Origin of the sequence: Streptomyces sp. H27-H5 (assembly GCF_026627505.1) — a bacterium.
In the GTDB taxonomy this organism is placed as follows: Bacteria; Actinomycetota; Actinomycetes; order Streptomycetales; family Streptomycetaceae; genus Streptomyces.
The window spans coordinates 40,197-59,317 of the sequence record NZ_JAPNLK010000041.1 but is presented as its reverse complement, the minus strand read 5'-3'; the positions used below and the strand labels follow the sequence as shown (position 1 = coordinate 59,317).

At 71.4% G+C, this 19,121-nt stretch carries 14 protein-coding genes and 2 pseudogenes; 4 read left to right on the top strand and 12 right to left on the bottom strand.

The window, feature by feature from the left end:
* Positions 1-238 precede the first annotated feature (238 nt).
* The 4 genes from hpt to dacB form a co-directional block, all read right to left on the bottom strand.
* The gene (hpt, locus tag OTB19_RS21015; RefSeq protein ID WP_053678471.1) at positions 239-799 is read right to left on the bottom strand and encodes a hypoxanthine phosphoribosyltransferase; all 561 of its coding nucleotides are present in this window, start codon (positions 797-799) and stop codon (positions 239-241) included.
* Positions 800-867: 68 nt separating this feature from the next.
* Complete coding sequence (gene tilS / locus OTB19_RS21010) at positions 868-1,926, bottom strand: tRNA lysidine(34) synthetase TilS (RefSeq protein WP_267799896.1); 1,059 nt, start codon at positions 1,924-1,926, stop codon at positions 868-870.
* Positions 1,927-2,292: 366 nt separating this feature from the next.
* Positions 2,293-3,438 carry a zinc-dependent metalloprotease gene (locus OTB19_RS21005; RefSeq protein ID WP_267799895.1) on the bottom strand — a complete coding sequence of 382 codons (1,146 nt, stop codon included), beginning with the start codon at positions 3,436-3,438 and terminating at the stop codon, positions 2,293-2,295.
* A 52-nt stretch (positions 3,439-3,490) separates the two neighbouring features.
* Positions 3,491-4,915, bottom strand: a complete 1,425-nt coding sequence (gene dacB / locus OTB19_RS21000) for a D-alanyl-D-alanine carboxypeptidase/D-alanyl-D-alanine-endopeptidase (protein ID WP_267799894.1) — start codon at positions 4,913-4,915, stop codon at positions 3,491-3,493.
* A gap of 163 nt (positions 4,916-5,078) precedes the next feature.
* Between dacB and OTB19_RS20995 the strand changes: the two genes are divergently transcribed.
* Together OTB19_RS20995 and OTB19_RS20990 are read left to right on the top strand one after the other, a co-directional pair.
* Complete coding sequence (locus OTB19_RS20995) at positions 5,079-5,573, top strand: inorganic diphosphatase (RefSeq protein WP_008742522.1); 495 nt, start codon at positions 5,079-5,081, stop codon at positions 5,571-5,573.
* Positions 5,574-5,866: 293 nt separating this feature from the next.
* Positions 5,867-7,513, top strand: a complete 1,647-nt coding sequence (locus OTB19_RS20990) for a threonine/serine ThrE exporter family protein (RefSeq protein ID WP_267799893.1) — start codon at positions 5,867-5,869, stop codon at positions 7,511-7,513.
* A 156-nt stretch (positions 7,514-7,669) separates the two neighbouring features.
* Here the strand turns inward: OTB19_RS20990 and OTB19_RS20985 are convergent.
* The 5 genes and pseudogenes from OTB19_RS20985 to OTB19_RS20965 form a co-directional block, all read right to left on the bottom strand.
* Positions 7,670-8,344: pseudogene (locus OTB19_RS20985) on the bottom strand (DedA family protein); the annotation flags it as partial.
* 141 nt (positions 8,345-8,485) lie between these two features.
* Entirely contained in the window at positions 8,486-9,244 is a 759-nt protein-coding gene (locus tag OTB19_RS20980; RefSeq protein WP_267799891.1) for a MerR family transcriptional regulator, read from the bottom strand.
* A 98-nt stretch (positions 9,245-9,342) separates the two neighbouring features.
* Positions 9,343-11,409: pseudogene (mrdA, locus tag OTB19_RS20975) on the bottom strand (penicillin-binding protein 2); the annotation flags it as partial.
* 63 nt (positions 11,410-11,472) lie between these two features.
* On the bottom strand, positions 11,473-12,930 hold the full coding sequence (locus tag OTB19_RS20970; protein ID WP_267799889.1) for an aldehyde dehydrogenase family protein: 1,458 nt from the start codon (positions 12,928-12,930) through the stop codon (positions 11,473-11,475).
* A 92-nt stretch (positions 12,931-13,022) separates the two neighbouring features.
* The gene (locus OTB19_RS20965) at positions 13,023-13,901 is read right to left on the bottom strand and encodes a helix-turn-helix domain-containing protein (RefSeq protein WP_267799888.1); all 879 of its coding nucleotides are present in this window, start codon (positions 13,899-13,901) and stop codon (positions 13,023-13,025) included.
* 351 nt (positions 13,902-14,252) lie between these two features.
* On the opposite strand from OTB19_RS20965, the gene OTB19_RS20960 reads away from it, so the two are divergent.
* On the top strand, positions 14,253-14,771 hold the full coding sequence (locus OTB19_RS20960; protein WP_267799887.1) for an ATP-binding protein: 519 nt from the start codon (positions 14,253-14,255) through the stop codon (positions 14,769-14,771).
* 176 nt (positions 14,772-14,947) lie between these two features.
* Here the strand turns inward: OTB19_RS20960 and OTB19_RS20955 are convergent, their stop codons facing one another.
* Together OTB19_RS20955 and OTB19_RS20950 are read right to left on the bottom strand one after the other, a co-directional pair.
* Positions 14,948-15,193: a DUF397 domain-containing protein gene (locus tag OTB19_RS20955; protein WP_267799886.1), complete on the bottom strand. Its 246-nt coding sequence runs from the start codon at positions 15,191-15,193 to the stop codon at positions 14,948-14,950.
* A 259-nt stretch (positions 15,194-15,452) separates the two neighbouring features.
* Positions 15,453-17,513, bottom strand: coding sequence for an FUSC family protein (locus OTB19_RS20950; RefSeq protein WP_267799885.1), 2,061 nt, complete (start codon positions 17,511-17,513; stop codon positions 15,453-15,455).
* Positions 17,514-17,635: 122 nt separating this feature from the next.
* On the opposite strand from OTB19_RS20950, the gene tatA reads away from it, so the two are divergent.
* On the top strand, positions 17,636-17,830 hold the full coding sequence (gene tatA / locus OTB19_RS20945; RefSeq protein WP_267799884.1) for a Sec-independent protein translocase subunit TatA: 195 nt from the start codon (positions 17,636-17,638) through the stop codon (positions 17,828-17,830).
* A gap of 70 nt (positions 17,831-17,900) precedes the next feature.
* Here tatA and OTB19_RS20940 read toward each other — a convergent pair whose 3' ends face one another.
* Complete coding sequence (locus OTB19_RS20940; protein WP_267799883.1) at positions 17,901-19,070, bottom strand: DUF2786 domain-containing protein; 1,170 nt, start codon at positions 19,068-19,070, stop codon at positions 17,901-17,903.
* Positions 19,071-19,121 lie beyond the last annotated feature (51 nt).

Genomic DNA, 19,121 nt, shown 5'->3' with positions numbered 1-19,121 from the left:
CGCTAGGCACCCCGTCCCTCCTGCCCGTAGGTAAATGCTGCTGTGAGTAAAGACTGTTCTTCGGAATGTACCCCTGTATTGTCACCCGCGGCCTCGTGGGACGGCTGACAGACCCACCTTCCCCTGCTCCAACGGCGGGAATCGCCTCCAGGTTCCCCAGGTTTCCCTGTCGGTTCCCCGGAGGCCTCGGGGTGTACCGCGCCCGGCGTCGGGACGCGGCCGCGTGCGGCCGTCGGAGTCAGCCGCCGTACACGTGCGGGGCGAGCGTGCCGACGAACGGCAGGTTGCGGTACTTCTCCGCGTAGTCCAGGCCGTATCCGACGACGAACTCGTTCGGGATGTCGAAGCCGACCCACTTCACGTCGATCGCGACCTTGGCGGCCTCGGGCTTGCGCAGCAGCGTGACGACCTGGAGCGACGCCGGCTCGCGCGAGCCCAGGTTCGACAGCAGCCAGGACAGCGTCAGGCCCGAGTCGATGATGTCCTCGACGATCAGGACGTGCTTGCCCTTGATGTCGGTGTCGAGGTCCTTGAGGATCCGGACCACGCCCGAGGACTGGGTCCCGGCGCCGTACGAGGACACCGCCATCCAGTCCATGGTGAGCGGGGTGGACAGGGCGCGCGCCAGGTCCGCCATCACCATCACCGCGCCCTTGAGCACACCGACGATGAGCAGGTCCTTGCCCGCGTACTCCGCGTCGATCTTCGCTGCCAGCTCGGCGAGCTTCGCGTCGATCTCTTCCTTGGTGATGAGCACCGACTCGAGGTCGGAGCCCATGTCCTTCTCGTCCACCCGCATCACTTTCGTTGTCGGCCGCGACTCCGGAGGTGGGTGCCTCCGGAGGCTCAGCCGCGTTTCAGCACCGATCAGCCCTGCCGGATGACAAGTCTGCCACCCTGCCGCTGGGCCTCGACCCGGCCGGGCAGGTTGATGGCGCCCTGACCGCGCCATCCGGTGATGAGCCGGTCCACTTCCTCGATGTGACGGGCGAAGAGGGAGCCTGCGGGGGAGCCGGCGGCGACCACGGCCCTGCGCAGTACGCGTCGGCGGACGGCGGGGGGCAGCGCGTAGAGCTTCGCGCACTCCAGGCGGCCGTCCGCGTCGCGGACGCCGGCGTCCGCGTCGGCGGCCCAGGCGTCGAGGGCGTCGGCGTCGTCCCGGGAGAGCTGGGCGGTGCGGGCGAGTGCCTCGACGACCCCCTTGCCCAGCGCCTTCTCCAGGGCGGGCAGTCCCTCGTGGCGCAGCCGGGAGCGCGTGTAGGCCGGGTCGATGTTGTGCGGGTCGTCCCAGACGGGGAGCGACTGGACCATGCAGGCCTTGCGGGCGGTCTGCCGGTCGATCTGGAGGAAGGGGCGGCGGTAGCGGTTGGTGCGACCGGGTCCGCCGGACTTCTCGGCCATGCCGGAGAGGGAGCGGGTGCCGGAGCCGCGGGCGAGCCCCAGCAGGACGGTTTCGGCTTGGTCGTCCCGGGTGTGGCCGAGCAGTACGGCGGCGGCGCCGAGTCGGTCGGCGGTCGCGTCCAGGGCTCCGTAGCGGGCGTCGCGGGCGGCGGCCTCGGGGCCGCCGTCACGGCCCACGCGCACGGCGACGGACTCCACCGGGTCGAGGCGGAGCGAGGTCATGCGGCTGACGACTTCGGCGGCACGCAGGTCGGAGCCGGCCTGGAGGCCGTGGTCGACGGTGACGCCACCGGCGCGGATGCCGAGTTTGGGGGCCTCGAAGGCGAGGGCGGAGGCGAGGGCCATGGAGTCGGCGCCGCCGGAGCAGGCGACGAGGACGAGCGGCGGGGTGCCGGGCGCGGTGCGGCGGTCGGCGGGGCGGCCGGTCGGGTGTGGCTCGTTCGGATCGGTGAGGTCGGTGAGGACGTCGTGGAGTACGCGGCGGACCGCCAGGCGTATCGCCGCGACCGCAGGATGGGGACCCATGTCCGGTGCCCTTCGTGGAGTTCGGATGCCTCGGAGGCGTTGGGGTGGTGCGCAGGGGTGTTCGGTGGTGCCGGTGATCGGCGGGGTTCTCCGCGAGGAGCCTCCGGCGAGTACCGGTTGTCACTCAGAGTGCGTCGATGGTGACAGAACCGAGCCGTTCCCCGAGCATCGCACGCCCTTCCACGGCCCACGGTCCCTCGGACGGGTGACGCTGTTTCCCCCAACGGGACAATTTCAAGCCTGCCGGGCGGGTGAGTCGGGTAACAGGACCCTTCGGCGCGGCGCTTGGCCGCGCCGCGCACGACGGGTCGCGTCACGCGGCCGTCGGGCGGTCCCGGGCGCCCGGGGCGGGCCGGGCGCCGGGGCTCACTCCGATCCGCCGTCCTCGCTCCCCTTGCCGTGGACCCGGGCGACCCAGTCCGCGGGCTTGGCGATCTCCGCCTTGGTCGGCAGCGTGTTCGGGGAGGTCCAGACCCGGTTGAAGCCGTCCATGCCGACCTGGCCGACGACCGCCCGGACGAACCGTTCACCGTCGCGGTACTGGCGGAGCTTGGCGTCCAGGCCGAGCAGCTTGCGCAGGGTGGCGTCGAGCCGGCCGGCCCCGCTGGCCCGGCGCTGCTGGAACTTCTCCCGGATCTCGGCGACCGAGGCCACCACCTCGGGGCCGACCCCGTCCATGACGAAGTCGGCGTGGCCTTCCAGCAGGGACATGACGGCGGTGAGCCGGCCCAGTACTTCTCGCTGTTCGGGGGTCTGTACCAGTTCGACCAGCGAGCGGCCCTCTTCGCCGCGTTCGGCGTCGGGGCGGGCGCCCGAGAAGGACTGGGCGGCTTCGCGGAGTCGTTCCAGGACGGTCATCGGGTCCATCTCGGTGGCGCCGAGAAACGTCTGGATTTCGCCCTCCAGGTGGGCGCGGAGCCACGGGACGGCCGTGAACTGCGTACGGTGCGTCTCCTCGTGGAGGCAGACCCACAGGCGGAAGTCGTGCGGATCGACCTCCAGCTCGCGTTCCACGTGCACGATGTTCGGCGCGACGAGGAGCAGTCGGCCGCCGCCGGCGGCGGAGCCCGGCAGGTCGAGGCCCGCCGGTGCGAAGGTCTCGTACTGGCCGAGCACCCGGGAGGCCAGGAAGCTGAGCAGCATGCCCAGCTCGACGCCGGTGACCTTGCCGCCGAACGCGCCGAGCACGGAGCCGCCGGGGGTTCCCTCGCGGCGCTCCTGCATCTTGCCGAGCAGGGGTCCCAGCAGTTCGCGGAAGCCGGCCACGTTGGCCTTGACCCAGCCGGCCCGGTCGACGACCAGGACGGGGGTGTCGTGCACCTCGGCGCCGTCGGGCAGCATCCGGGTGAAGTCGCGCACGTGCCGTTCCGAGGTCTTGGCGTGCCGGCGGAGCTCCGCCACCACCGCCCGGGCCTCGTCGCGGCTGACCTCCGGACCCGGCCGGACCAGCCGGGTCGCGGTCGCCACCGCGAGGTTCCAGTCGACCATCTCCACACCACCGATGCTCGTCATGCGTCAACCGTACGTGGACCGGCGCCGCGGCGGATCCCCCCGAAGGGCGCGGTCACGGCCCGGATGTGGCCGCCACGGTGGCGGCCAGCTTGTCCAGGCCCTTCTCGGCGGCGGCGGGGTCGGGGCTGTTCGCCGTCAGGAACGCGAAGGCGAGCAACCGTCCGGACGGGTCCACGACGGTGCCGGCGAGGGCGTTCACCCCGCTCAGCGTGCCGGTCTTGGCGCGGACCAGGCCGGCGGCCGGGGAGTTCCCGGCGTTGCGGGCGCGCAGGGTTCCGGAGAATCCGGCGACGGGCAGGCCGGTGAGGACCGGCCGCAGCTCGGGGCGCTCGGGGTCGGCGGACTTGGCGAGGAGGGAGGTCAGCAGGGCGGTGGTGACCCGGTCGGCGCGGGCCAGGCCGCTGCCGTCGGCGAAGCGGGCGCCGGTGACGTCGACGCCGAGGGTGGCGAGCCGGGCGGCGACGGCCTTCTCCCCGCCCTCGAAGCTCGCGGGTTGTCCGGAGGCGATGGCGGTCTGGCGGGCCAAGGCCTCCGCGATGTCGTTGTCGCTGTTGGTCAGCATCCGCTCGACGAGGCCGCCCAGGGGGGTGGAGAGGGTGGTGGCGAGCGGCTTGGCCCCGGGGGGTGCCTTGGCCTCGGTGGGGTCGCCGGTGACCTTGATGCCGCGTTCCGCGAGCAGGGCGGCGAAGGCGCGGGCGGTGTCCCCGGTGGGGTCCTCGGTGCGGTCGACGGGTCCGGAGACGGAGTCGTCGGGGCGGCCCTCGTCGGCCATGAGGGCGGTGACGGGGGCGATGTTGTCGTTGACGCCGATGGGGTGGCGGGTCGGTCCGCTGTAGAGCGAGTCGTCGTGGCCGAGGGCGACGGAGGTCGTCCCGGCGGCCTTGAGGGCGCGGGCCGTGTCGGCGGCGAGGGCGACGAGGCTGCCGCCGGAGCCGGCCGGTGCCTTCTTCTTGGCGGTGAGGGAGGGGTCGCCGCCGCCGACGAGCACGATCTGTCCGGGTCCGGTGCCGGGGACCACGGTGGTGCGGATCCGGTGTTCGGGGCCGAGGGCGGCGAGGGCGGCGGCGGCCGTGGCGATCTTGACCGTGGAGGCGGGGGTCATGGCCTCGCGCGCGCGGGATTCGAAGAGGACCTGTCCGGTGGCGGTGTCCACCACGGCGGCCGATCGGAGGTCGCCGAGTCCGCGGTCGGCCAGCAGCGGTTCCAGGGCCTCGGCCAGTGCGGTGCCGCCCGCGGTCACCTGCCGGGGCGCCCGGCCGATCCCGGCCAGTACCCCGGGGGCGCTCGGCGCGGCCTGCGGGAGGCCGCCGGCGGCGTGATCTGCGCCACCCGTACGGCTCCAAGAGGCGGCCCTGTCCCGCTCGGCCTTACGCTGGCCGGAGTCCCACGGACCGGCGGCGGCCACCGTCGCCAGCGAGAGGGCGAGGCCGGCCGCGGCCGACCCCGCGATGAGCTGCCACGTCCTGTCCAATGGCACCTCGGACCAGCCCCTTTCGCGATCACACTTATGCGTGAGGGACACTTAACCACTGCGTCTTGCCGCGAGCATGGCACCCCACCCGGCAGGGCTGGATCGGACGCGCACGCAGGTGAGTCAACGCAGTCCCGAAGCAATGAAGCTGATCATGGAGGAGCAGGACGTGGAGTTCGACGTCACCATCGAGATCCCCAAGGGTTCGCGGAACAAGTACGAGGTGGACCACGAGACCGGCCGGATCCGTCTGGACCGTCGCCTCTTCACCTCGACCAGCTACCCGGCCGACTACGGCTTCGTCGAGAACACCCTCGGCGAGGACGGCGACCCGCTGGACGCCCTGGTCATCCTGGACGAGCCGACCTTCCCGGGTTGCCTGATCAAGTGCCGCGCGATCGGCATGTTCCGCATGACGGACGAGGCCGGTGGCGACGACAAGCTGCTGTGCGTCCCCGCCTCGGACCCGCGTGTCGAGCACCTGCGCGACATCCACCACGTGTCCGAGTTCGACCGCCTGGAGATCCAGCACTTCTTCGAGGTCTACAAGGACCTGGAGCCCGGCAAGTCCGTCGAGGGCGCCAACTGGGTCGGTCGCACCGAGGCCGAGGCCGAGATCGAGGCCTCGTACAAGCGCCTTGAGGCCCAGGGCGGCCACCACTGAGCTTCGGCTCGGTGACGGGTGGGCGGTTCGTACCGGCACCCCGATGACATCACGGGCGGCATCCCCTTTCGCCGGGGGTGCCGCCCGTTGTCGTTCCCGCCCGGCGTCCGGCCCCGCGGCCGCCCGGCGTCCGTGTCGGGTTCCCGCCCCGCGGCCGCGTCGGGTTCCCGCCCGGCGGCCCATCGGGTGCGGGCGGGAAAGTCGGGCAGGCGGGGTCGGGGTGCGGCTTCCGCTTTCGCCGTGGACGGGCGCGTTCCGCATACTGATGATCAGGCCGGTGGACTGGAGGACGGGTGGCGGAGGGCGAGGGCGTCGGTTCCGAGGATCGGAAGCCGAAATCCGACGAGGCACGCAGTGCGTTCACGGCACCCGCCGGGATACACGCGGAGGCGCCGGAGGACGATCAACCGACCTCGGAGTTCGCCGTTCCGGACGGTTTGGCGTCGTTGGCCGTGGAGCCCGAGGGGTCCGCGTTCGCCACGCCGCACACCTACACGGCCGCTCAGTCCCCGCCCGCGTACACGCCCGGCCAGGGCTTCCCCGTGGTGCGGATGAAGGAGTCCCCCTGGCAGGACCGGATGCGCACGATGCTGCGCATGCCGGTGGACGTGCGACCCGTGCCGGAGGCCGTGCAGCGGGTGAGCGAGTCCGGGCCCGCCGTGGGCCGCGTGCTCGACCTCACGCTGCGCATCGGCGAGCTGCTGCTGGCCGGTGGCGAGGGAGCCGAGGACGTGGAGGCGGCGATGTTCGCCGTGGCCCGCAGCTACGGCCTGGACCGCTGTGAGCCCACCGTCACCTTCACCATGTTGTCCGTCACGCACCAGCCCTCGCTGGTGGACGATCCGGTCTCGGCGAACCGAACGGTGCGCCGTCGCGGTACCGACTACAACCGGCTCGCGGCCGTCTTCCGGCTGGTGGACGACATCAGCGCCCACGAGATGGACGTCTCGCTGGAGGAGGCCTACCGCCGCCTCGCCGAGATCCGCCGAAACCGGCACCCGTACCCCGGGTGGATGCTCACCGCGTCCGCGGGGCTGCTCGCGGGCGCGGCCTCCACCCTGGTCGGCGGTGGGGTGCTCGTCTTCCTCGCCGCCGCGATCGGTGCGGTCCTGGGCGACCGGCTGGCCTGGCTGTGCGCGGGGCGCGGGCTGCCGGAGTTCTACCAGTTCGTGGTCGCCGCGATGCCGCCCGCCGCGATAGGGGTGGCGCTGAAGCTGGCCGAGATCGACGTCAAGGCCTCGGCGGTGATCACCGGTGGGCTGTTCGCGCTGCTGCCGGGGCGGGCCCTGGTCGCGGCCGTGCAGGACGGTCTGACCGGCTACTACATCACCGCGTCGGCCCGGCTGCTGGAGGTCATGTACCTCTTCATCGGCATCATCATGGGCGTGCTGGTCGTGCTGTACATCGGGCTCCAGCTCGACGCGCAGCCGAACCCCGACGAGGTCCTCCAGATCACCCAGCGGCCGTTGATCCAGATCGCCGCGTCGATGGTGCTGGTGTTCACCTTCGCGGTCCTGCTCCAGCAGGAACGTTCCACGGTGCTGATCGTGACGCTCAACGGCGCCGTCGCCTGGATCACCTACGGGGCCCTGCACTACGCGGGCGAGATCCCGCCCGTGCCGTCCACGGCCATCGCCGCCGGGCTGGTCGGCCTGTTCGGGCAGCTCTTCTCCCGCTACCGCTTCGCCTCCGCCCTGCCCTACACGACGGCGGCGATCGGCCCGCTGCTGCCGGGCTCGGCCACGTACTACGGGCTGCTGCTGATCGCGGAGAACCGGTTCAACGAAGGGCTCGGGTCGCTGGTGAACGCCGCGGCCATCGCCCTGGCCATCGCGATCGGCGTCAACCTCGGGTCGGAGGCCTCGCGGCTCTTCATGCGCATCCCGGGGGCCGCGAGCGCCGCCAACCGCCGCGCCGCGAAGCGCACCCGCGGGTTCTAGGACCCTCCCCCACGACGAACGCCCCGCGGACCGGAAGGGTCGGGCGGGGCGTTCGTCGTGCGACAGGGCCGTGTGCGCGGCCGTGTGAGGCCGCGTGCGGGCCGCGGAGGGCCCGGGTGGGGAAGGTCAGCGCTTCGCGTGCCGGCCGCGACCACCGGGGGGCTGTGGGTCGTCCTGGGGGCCGTCGCCGGGCCGGGCGGCGCTCTCGCCGGCCTTCGCCTTGTTCTTGCGGGCCTTGAGCACTTCGATGATCACCGGGATGACGGAGATCAGCACGATGCCGATGAAGATCGTCTCGACGTTGTCCTTGATGACGTCGAACTGGCCCAGCTGGTAGCCGAGGCAGGTGACGCCCGCGCCCCAGGCGATGCCGCCGATGACGTTGTAGGTCAGGAAGGTGCGGTACTTCATCGCGCCGGCGCCCGCGACCATCGGCGCGAAGGTGCGGATGATCGGCACGAAGCGGGCCAGCACGATCGCCTTGGGGCCGTGCTTCTCCATGAAGTCGTGCGCGGCGTCCAGGTTCTCCCGCTTGAACACCTTGCTGTTCGGCCGGTTGAACAGCTTCGGACCGAAGTACTTGCCGATCAGGTAGCCCACCTGGTCACCGATGATCGCGGCGGCCACGATCAGGGTGCACACGAGCCACAGCGGCTGGCTGATGTCGCCGCTCGCGACGAACAGGCCCGCGGTGAAGAGCAGGGAGTCGCCGGGCAGGAACGCGAAGAGGCCGGATTCCGCGAAGACGATGACCAGGATGCCGATCAGGCCGAAATGCCCGATCAGGTACTCCGGGGACAGCCACTCAGGGCCGAGCGCAAGCGTGTACACGAGTTCCGGGATCTCCTGGATCGGGGGGTGTGTGCGGGGACACGAGGCAGGACGGGTGGTTCCAATTATGAACGCACACGGTCCCCGCCAGGTTCCAGGTACCTGCGGGGACCGGGCGGGGAACTTCTGCCCGCGCCCCGGCTACACCTTCCGGATGGCGTTGGCGGTGATCGCGTCCCGCAGGTGCTCGGCGAGACCCGTCCGCATCGAGTCGTAGAACTCCTTGAACCGCTCGTCGGCGACGTACATGTCGCCGAGGCACGTGTGGAGCTCGTACCCGCAGTCGTAGAACCACGTGCCGATGTGCTGCCGGTGCTCCTCGGCCATGTCCATGGCGCGCTCGCCGTCGGCGGGCTCGCCGGCGTCCATCAGGGCCGAGTAGCGGACACCCCAGTCCGCCACCTGGTCCTGCATCAGCTTCCAGTCGTCCTTCGTGTACGTGGCGGCCCGGCGCTGCGACTCCGCGTAGGTCTCGGTGTCGCCCCAGCGCTCCCGCGCCTCCTGCTCGTACCGCTCGGGATCCTTGTCCCCGAACACCTCGAACCGCTCCTCGGGCGTGAGGTCGATGCCCATCTTCTTCGCCTCCATGGCGTGCTCGACGGCCTTGGCCATCTGCTGGAGCCGGGCGATCCGGTCGGTCAGGAGGGCGTGCTGCCGGCGCAGGTGCTCCCTCGGGTCCGATTCCGGGTCGTCCAGCAATACGGCGACCTCGTCGAGCGGGAAGCCGAGCTCCCGGTAGAACAGGATGCGCTGCAACCGGTCGAGGTCGGCGTCGTCGTACCGCCGGTGCCCCGCGTGGTTGCGGCCGCTCGGGGAGAGCAGCCCGATCTCGTCGTAGTGGTGCAGGGTGCGCACCGTGACTCCGGCGAACCCGGCGACCTGGCCCACGGAATGGCCCATCGTTCCCGCTCCTCTGGTCGAGTACGCCCCTCACTGTGGCGCCTCACGCCACGTGAGGTGCAAGCCCGCGCGCCAAGACGTGCGACGGCCTAGCGGGCTTCCGGCTTGATCGCGGGGAGCGCGGTGCGGGGCTTGGGCAGGAGGGCCTTGGAGAGGTCCTGCTTGCCGGCGTCGTCCAGGCCGTACATGGCCTCGTAGATGTTGCGGACCGCCGGGCCCGAGGCGCCGGAGCCGGTGCCGCCCTGCGAGATCGTCATCACGATCGAGTAGTCGGCGGTGTACGAGGCGAACCACGAGGTGGTCTGCTTGCCCTGGACCTCGGCGGTGCCGGTCTTCGCGTGCATCGGGATCTGCTTCTGCGGCCAGCCGCCGAAGCGCCAGGCGGCGCTGCCGTCGGTGACCACGGAGGCCAGGGCCTGGTCGATGTTGTCCCGGAGCTTCTTGTCCATGGGGAGGCGGCCCAGTTCCTTGGGCGCGATCTCCCGGGCCGAGGTGCCGTCGGGGCTGATGACGGCCTTGCCGACGGCGGGCTGGTGCAGGGTCCCGCCGTTGGCGATGGCCGCGTAGACGGAGGCCATCTGGAGCGGGGTGACGAGGGTGTCGCCCTGGCCGATGGAGTAGTTGATCGCGTCGCCCTCGCGGAGCTGATTGCCCTGGCGGCAGTTCTCGTAGGCGATCTTCTCGCCGTAGGTGCCGTCCTTCTTGCCGTCCCGGCACCAGGCGGCCTTGCTCGCCTCGAAGAAGTCCTTCTTCCACTGCCGGTCGGGGACCCGGCCGGGCACCTCGCTGGGCAGGTCGATGCCGGTGCGCTTGCCCAGGCCGAACTCGTGGGCCGTCTTGAAGAACCAGTCCTCGGGGTTCTTCTTGGGCTTGATGCCGCCGTCCTTCTTCCACTCACGGTCCGCGATGCCGTAGTAGACGGTGTCGCAGGAGACTTCGAGGGCCTTGCCGATGGTGATGTCGCCGTAGCCCTGGGACTCGAAGTTGGTGAAGGTCTGGCTGCCCACCGAGTACGAGCTGGGGCAGGGGTAGCGGCCGTTGAAGGGGTAGCCGGCGTTCACGGCGGCCGTGGAGGTGACCACCTTGAAGATGGAGCCGGGGGCGGCCTGGCCCTGGATGGCCCGGTTCAGCAGCGGGTAGTTGGAGCCCTTCTCGGTGAGGGCCTTGTAGTCCTTGGCCGAGATCCCGCCGACCCAGGCGTTGGGGTCGTAGGTCGGGTTGGAGGCCATCGCGACGATCCGGCCGGTCTTGGACTCCATGACGACGACGGCGCCGGAGTCGGCCTCGTAGTTGCGGTGCGTGTTCTTGTCGTAGCCCTTGCGGGCCTCGATCATCGCGCCGTTCAGTTCCCGCTCGGCGACGGCCTGCACCCGCGAGTCGATCGAGGTGACGACGTTCGATCCGGGCTGCGGCTTGACGCTCTCGGCCTGGCCGATGACCCGGCCGAGGTTGTCCACCTCGTAGTGGGTCACGCCGGCCTTGCCGCGGAGGTCCTTGTCGTACGTGCGCTCCAGGCCGGAGCGGCCCACCTGGTCGGAGCGCAGGTACGGGGAGTCCGAGTTCTTGGCCTTGGTGATCTCCTCGTCGGTGACCGGGGAGAGGTAGCCCAGGACCTGTGAGGTGTTGGCCTGGTCGGGGGCGGCGTAGCGGCGCAGGGCGGTGGGTTCGGCGGTGATGCCGGGGAACTGCTCGGCGTGCTCGCGTATCTCCAGGACCTGCTCGGTGGTCGCCTCGTCGGTGATGGGGATCGGCTGGTACGGGGATCCGTTCCAGCAGGGCTTGGGGGTCTTGGCGTCGCACAGCCGGACGCTGTCGGTGACCTCGGCGGCGTCGAGGCCGAGGACACCGGCGAGACGGGTCAGGACGTCCTTGCCGCGGTCCTTCATCTTCGACAGGTCGGTGCGGCTGGCGGAGACCACCATGCGGGTCTCGTTGTCGGCCAGCGGGACCCCGCGGGAGTCGAGGATGGAACCGCGCACGGCGGGCTGGACCACCTGCTGCGTGTGGTTGTTCTTCGCCTCGTCCGTGTATTCCTGGCCGTTGCGGATCTGGAGGTACCAGAGGCGCCCGCCGAGCGTCAGCAGCAGCGAGAAGACCACTATCTGGATGATCACGAGGCGGTTCTGGACCCGCTGGGTCCGCCCGGTCTCCGGAATGTTGGTCAACTCGGCTCTCCCCGGGACGTGCGCGCCTGCAGCTTGCCCGGCCGAGTCTAAGAGGAGCCCCGCCTAGAACGGGAACTGCGTCCGTCCGTGCTGGACCGAGATCCATTTCTGGGTGGTGAAGGCCTCCACCGTGGCGTCGCCGTTCAGCCGTCCCAGACCCGAGGCCTTCTCGCCGCCGAAGGCCGCCAGCGGCTCGTCGCCGATGGTGGAGTCGTTGACGTGGATCATCCCGGTCTCGATCCGCTGCGCGAAGCGGACCCCGCGTTCCACGTCGCGCGTGTGGACCGCTCCGCTGAGCCCGTACGGGGTCGCGTTCGTGAGGCGGACCGCGTCGTCCTCGCCGTCGAAGACCACGAGCAGCGCGACCGGGCCGAAGATCTCCTGGCCCAGCAGCGGGGAGTCCTCGGGGAGGCCGGCCAGCACGGTCGGTTCGACGAGGTTGCCGCGCGTAGACCCTCGTACGAGCGCCTGGGCGCCGGACTCGACGGCGCGGTCCACGAGGGCGGTGAGCGCGTCGGCCTGGAAGGAGTTGATCAGCGGGCCGATGTGGGTGTCGGCCTCGCGCGGGTCACCGGTCTTCAGGCCGCGCACCCGCGCGGTGAACTTCTCGGTGAACTCCTCGGCGACGCAGGCGTCGACGAGGATGCGGTTGGCGGCCATGCAGACCTGACCCTGGTACACGAACCGGCTGAAGACGGCGGCGTCCACGGCGTAGTCGAGGTCGGCGTCGTCGAGGACGACCAGCGCGCTGTTGCCGCTGAGTTCCAGGACGGTCCGCTTGAAGTGGCGGGCGGCGACCGCGCCGACGTGCCGTCCGACCCGGTCCGATCCGGCGAAGGAGATCACCTTCGGGACGGGGTGGGTGAGGATCGCGTCGCCTATCTCGGCGATGTCGGTGACCAGGACGTTGAGCAGGCCGGCCGGCAGGCCCGCGTCCTCGAAGATCTTGGCGATGACCCCGCCGCCGACCACGGGCGCGTTCTGGTTGGGCTTGATCAGGACGGCGTTGCCGAGGGCCAGGGCCGGGGCGACGGACTTGATCGTCACCAGGAAGGGGAAGTTGAAGGGGCTGATGACCGCGACGACGCCGACGGGGAGCCGCTGGACGCGGTTCTCCTTGCCCGCGACCGGGGAGGGCAGGATGCGACCCTCGGGCCGGATGGCCAGCTGGATCGCCTCGCGGATGAACTCCCTCGCGAGGTCGACCTCGTACTCGGCCTTGGGGCGGGTGCCGCCGAGCTCGTCGATCATCGCCTCGACGATTTCCTTGCGGCGGTCCTCGGTGATCCGCAGGGCGCGCTCCAGGACGGCGCGTCTCGCGTAGGGGCTGGTGGCGGCCCATTCCTTCTGGGCGCGCTCGGCGGCGCGGTAGGCCCGGTCGACCTGCTCGACGGTGGCCACCGTGATGGCCGCGAGCTTCTCCCCGTTGTACGGGTTGACGTCGATGATGTCCCACGAACCGGTGCCGGCCAGCCATTCGCCGTCGATGTACTGGTGAGCCAGGTCGTCGAATATGGACATGCCATCCCTTACTGCGAGCGCGCACCCGTGCGCTGCACCGGAGACCGATCGGTCATCGTCATGCACTGATCAGACGTCATAGTACGTGCGGATCAAGACAGTTGGAGCAGTCCGCGCAGGAGATCGCGGGTCCGGTCCGCGTCGGGGCAGTCCTCCTGGAGCCGCTCCATGGCCCGCGCGTACTGACCCACTTCCTCTTCTTTGTCCAGGTAGAGGGCACTGGTGAGCTGTTCCAGATACACGATGTCCTGGAGATCGGACTCCGGGAAGCGCAGCAGGGTGAAGGCTCCGCTCTCACCGGCGTGCCCGCCGAAGGAGAAGGGCATGACCTGAAGTTGCACGTTGGGCCGCTGCGAGACCTCGATGAGGTGCTCCAACTGCCCGCGCATCACGTCGCGGTCGCCGTAGGGGCGGCGCAGCGCGGCCTCGTCGAGGACGGCGTGGAAGACCGGGGCGCTCTCCGACACGAGGACCTTCTGGCGCTCCAGGCGCAGGGCGACGCGGCGGTCGATCTCGCCGGGCGTGGCGCCGGGCATGCCGCGCTTGACGACGGCGTGCGCGTAGGCCTCGGTCTGCAGCAGGCCGTGGACGAACTGGACTTCGTAGATGCGGATGAGCGAGGCCGCACCCTCCAGTCCGATGTACGTCTGGAACCACCCGGGCAGCACGTCGCCGTAACTGTGCCACCAGCCCGCGGCGTTGGCCTCGCGGACCAGCCCCAGGAGGGACTCCCGCTCCGCGCCGTCGGTCACTCCGTAGAGCGTCAGGAGGTCCTCGACGTCCCTTGCCTTGAAGCTCACCCTTCCCAACTCCAAGCGGCTGATCTTCGATTCGGATGCGCGGATCGAGTAGCCGGCCGCCTCACGGGTGATGCCGCGGGATTCTCGGAGTCGCCTGAGCTGTGAGCCCAGGAGGATGCGGCGCACCACGGAACCGCCGGCGTCTGCGGTCACTAGTCCTGCCCTCCCCATCGCAATGGTGTGCGCGTGGTCTGCGCGGTGTGTCGCGTCCCGGGGCCCCCGAACCCCAGGGCCCGCAGTCTGCCACCAAAACGCTATGACCCGTACTCGTTCTGTAACGGAATCCGGCGTCCCGGAAAAGAAGTCCGTAAGTATGCGTAGGAAGAAATGAGCAAGAACCGTCACGGGAGCGGACAGGTCCGGCGCGTGCACGTGCATCTGCCCTTGCATCCGGCTTCCGCATTCGGAACGATGGTCCCGCGCACCTGCGTTCTTCATCGCGCAGGAGCCGGACCGACCCACCCCGCAGTTCTTTCTGGACGACAGCCACCGCTCCGTCCGCGAATCCCGGGAGTGCCTCGCATGGGGACGAATGGATCGACCATGCTCGAGCCGTTACGGCAGGGGCTGCCCCCGGTCGACCCCACGGCTGTCTCCGGGTCCGCCTCCTGTGCCCTGCCCGCCCGCTTCGAGGCCGTCCGCGGGGCGCGTTCGTTCACCCGGTCGACGCTGTCCCACTGGGGCCTCGACGACCGGTTCGACGATGTCTCCCTCGTCGTCTCCGAGCTCGTCACCAACGCGCTGCGCCATGCCCTGCCCGACGAGGACAGGGTGGGACGCCCGGGTTCGGACGCGCCGGAGCCGCCGGTTCGGCTGCACTTGATGCGGTGGAGCACCCGGTTGGTGTGTGCGGTGCGGGACCCCAGCGAGGACCGGCCGGGCGGGGCGTTCTCGCCGGAGCGGACCGAGGAGAACTTCGACCTGGAGTCCGGGCGGGGGCTGTTCCTGGTGGACTCGTACAGCGACAGCTGGGGTTGGCACCCGCTCGCCGGGCGCCTGACCGGCAAGGTCGTCTGGGCGCTCTTCATGCTCCAGGACTGACCCGACGTCACCCGTCGACCGTCCCGACGTCCCCACCGATCGAGGGGGCGTCACCCGCGCGTCCGCGGGGGAAATTCAGCCCATGAACGGCAACCGGCCGGGATTGATCCTTTCGATCAGTCCCGGCCAGTGCACGTGCATGGCTTGATCATTGCGCTGTTTCGATCAGGTTCCGATCAGGCGATCAGGTGGTCGAACTCGCCGTCCTTGACGCCCAGGAGCAGCGCCTCTATCTCCGCCGGCGTGTAGACCAGGGCCGGACCGTCCGGGAATCGCGAATTGCGCATGGCGACATCGCCGTCCGGCAGTTTCGCGAACTCGACACAGGAACCTTGCGAGTTGCTGTGTCTGCTCTTCTGCCAGGTCAGCCCGTACAAGGAAGCGAGTTCTGCAGCTGCCATCCCGTTGTACGCGTGGTCCACAGGAAGCCCCCGATAGTGCAGATGTCAACTGCACCGGATCATAGCTCTGTTCATAAGCAGCTGCATGGGCAGATGCACGTGCACGGAGGGTGCTGTCGTCGTCACCGGAGCGGCCACCGCATTCGTCCCGGGAGCGACCCTCGCATTGTGTCGGGCGCGACCGGCGCATTCGCGCGCGGGGCGGCCCTTCCCCTTCACGCGGGGCGCCCCTTCCTCTTCCCGTCGGGAAAGGGGAAGACGGCGACCGCGGGCCGGGCCCTCAGGTCCGCAGCGCCTCGGACACCTCGTCCAGCGCGTCCAGGAGCTGCCGGCCGGCAGCTCGCAGCACCCCCGGGTCCGGGGCGCCCCACACCGGCGCACCCTCGTCCGCGACCAGCGTGCGCACGCGCTCCCATCGCGGGACACCGCGCTCCCGGACCTCCTTCGCACCCGCCTCGGTGTCGGCGCGCACCGCCTCGGCCAGGGCGGCCGCACCGGGCACCGGGGCCTGCGAGCGGTCCGGGAGGTGGGCCTCCAGCAGCATCGCGTTACGCCCGAGGGCGGCCACCGCCTCGCCCGCGCCGTCGGCCGCCGCACGGGACAGGCCGCGGTGGCGCACCGGTTCCCCGGCCGCCCGGTCCACGGCGTCCTGCCAGTCGATCCGGGCGTCCCGGGCGGCCAGCAGGGCGGTGCGCACGTCCGCCCGCCGGGCGTCGGCCGGGGCGGCGTAGTGGCCGAGCACGGCCGCCGCGTACCGTCCGTCGGCCGCGATCCAGTCGGCGAGGCGGGTGCGCAGCCGCGGGGTCTCCCAGGCCGGGTAGAGGGCGTAGGCGAGCATCGCGAGGAGTCCGCCGACCAGGGTGAGCGCGACCCGGTCGGGCACGGTCTGGTCCCAGCGGACGCCGCCCATGCCGAGCAGGAAGACGACGTACGCGGACACGCAGACCTGCGAGACGGCGTAACTGGTGCGCATCAGGACGTACATCAGGCCCGCGCTGACCACCGCGAGGAACCCGGACAGGTACATCCCCGGCTGCGCGAGCTGCACGATGCCGGTGGCGACGGCGACCCCGACGAGGGTTCCGGTGAAGCGGGCGACGGCCCGCGCGTACGTCTGGCTGAAGTCCGGCCGCATGATCATGACGGAGGCCATCGGGGCCCAGTAGCCGTGCCCGAACGGCAGGACCTGCCCGATGAGGTAGCCCGCGCAGGCCACGGCGGTGACGCGCACGGCGTGCCGCAGGATCGGCGAGTCCGGGTGCAGTTCGGCCCGTACGGACCTCAGGGCCGTCGGCACCAGTGCGGTCAGGGTCGGCCGGAGCATCGAGGCGTCGGGGGCGACGGGCCGGCCGGAGCGGGGCTCGGCGGTCTCCAGCACGTCGTCCAGCAGCGCGGCGAGCCGGCGCGCGGCCCGCAGCGGCGCGCCGGTCAGGAGGTCCGCCGTGTCGGGGGACTTCAGCACGGCCAGGGCCGGCGCGGGCAGGCGTACCGGGTCCCCGTGCCGGATCGCCCGCGCGGCGGCGTCCAGCACCGTGCCGGCGGCGTCCAACAGTTCCCGTACCCGGTCCCGCGCCGGTCCCTCGGCCGGCGCCCCGACGGCCGGGTCGGCGAGGGAGGCGAGGACGGGCCGGACCCGTTCGGCGAGCCCCCGCGCCCCGTGCAGTTCGGCGGGCCGACGGCGGGCCTGACGCGCGGTCACGGTGGCGGCGTCGCGGGCCCGCATCAGGGGTTGCGGGTCGAAGGCGCAGACGGGGTCGTGGCGCAGCCGGCGGGCGTAGTCGGCCTCGGCTGCGAGGGCGTCGGCCAGGGCGTCGCGCTGGGCGCCCCAGCGACGGATCGGGAACAGCACGATCAGCAGGGCCTGCACCACCCCGCCGGCGGCGATCATCGCGGCGTGCCCGGCGGCCTGCGCGACGGAGGTCGGCAGGGTCACGGTGACGAGCATGACCGCGACGTTGCCGGAGGCGATGATCCCGGCGGTGGGGCCGGCGGCCCAGAGGAGGCCCGCGGCGAAGGTCCAGACGGCGAGGAGGGCGAGGAACAGGCCGGTGTGCGAGGAGCCGACGAGGTAGCCGACGAAGGTGGAGACGGCCAGGGTCAGCCCGGAGGCGAGGGCGAGGACGGGACGCGGGCGCCAGCTCTTCTGGAAGGTGGCGATCGCGGCCATGAACGCGCCGAAGGCGGAGCTGGCGGCCGCTCCGGGGCCCAGGAAGGCGAGCCCGAAGCCGATCACGATCGCGAGGCCGACGGCGGCGCGCAGGGCGACGAGCGGTTCGAGGCGGGTGCGTTCGACCTTCATGCCGGCCAGGGCGGTGTGCTTCAGCGCCCGGAGCCAGCTCATGGGGTCGAGCCTAAAGCTCTTTCAGGACTTCTTCAGATTTGTACAGGTATGGCACATGGCTGTTCCATAAGGCGGATCATCACACCCTCACGACCGCGATCGTCCGAAAGGCGGGTACGTCAATGCTCCGCAACGCCCTTGAGCCCTGGCACCTGATCGTGCTGCTCGTCGTCTGCCTGCTGGTGTTCGGATCGAAGAAGCTGCCCGACATGGCCCGCTCACTGGGCCGGTCGATGCGGATCCTGAAGTCGGAGACGCGGGCGTTGCGCGCGGATGACTCCCCCGCGTCGGGCCCGACGCCCCCGACGGGGCACTGAGGCGCCCGACGGGGCCCTGAGGCAGGAGGCCGGGGGCCGGGGCGGGCGCGGGAGCCTTGGGCGGCGGGGCTCAGCCCGGCAGGGAGCGGCGCTCGCCGCCGCCCACCCGTGCCCGGTCGGCGGCCGCCGTGCCGTCCTCCCATCCCGCCAGGTCGGTGGCGCCGCGCAGGCGGGTCGTGGTCGTGCGGGGGAACATCTCCTCGGCCCGGGAGCTGACCGCCACGTCGCGGGCCACCAGGGCGGGCAGGTTGTCGGGGACCTCGGAGGCGGTGTGCTCGGCCGTCTCGGTCAGCCGCCGGCCCAGCCGGCTCGCGTAGGCCAACAGGAACGACTGCCGAAACGTCTTGGTCCGCTTGCGCCCGCCGGAGCGCTGCGCCGCCTCGGCCCGGGTCATCGCCGCCGTTCCCTGCACCAGCAGCGAGGTGTAGAGCAGCTCCACCGCCTCCAGATCGCTCTCGAAGCCGACCACCGTGGAGAACTCGAACCCGCTGTTCCACACCGCCCGACAGCGGTTCGCGGTGGACACCGCGTCCAGCAGCACCGCCTTGGCCTCCTCGTACGGGGGCTCCACCCCGATCCGGCAGGCGCCGGGCCGTCGGTCGGGCCCGGCGCCGCGCGCGGCCAGCAGGGCCTCGTCCACCGTGTGCCGGGCCATCAGCTCCTGCGCCTTCGCGCTGAGCGCCTCGGCCTCCTCGGGGAAGTTCGTCGCCTCGGCCTTCGCCAGCAGCGCGCGGATCCGACCCAGCATGCGGGGCTCGATGTGGGCGTGCTCCAAGGCGTCCGTCGGGTCGCCGGGAAGGGGCCCGACGGGCTCGATGGAGGGCAGCCGGATCAGCAGGCGGAACACCTCCAGGACGGAGGTCGCCAGGGAGAACCGGTCCGTCCGCTCCCGTGCCGCGAGGGCGTCCCCGTACCCGGCGTCGTCGCCCCACCACACCTCGGCGTCGGTCCACCGCTCGGGCAGGCGCGCGTACCGCCGCGCCTCGGCGGCGACCAGGTCCCCCGTGATCCGCACGTGCGTCTCGTCGAGGTCCCGGCGCACCAGTCGCACCACGTCGGCCGGCCGCCAGCCCCGCTCCCAGGCCTGCCGTACGTACCCCTCCCCGCGCACCAGCAACTCCCGCGCGGCCCCGCTCCAGCGGGCGGTGTCGGCGGCGAGCAGCGAGGCCCCGGTGTCCAGGCCACTGTCGCCGTCGGCGTACAGGGCGGCTTCACAGGCACGGTCGACGATGTCTCTCACCGCTCCAGCTTGGCACGGCCCACTCCGGCCACCGCCGCGCAGGTCGGACAG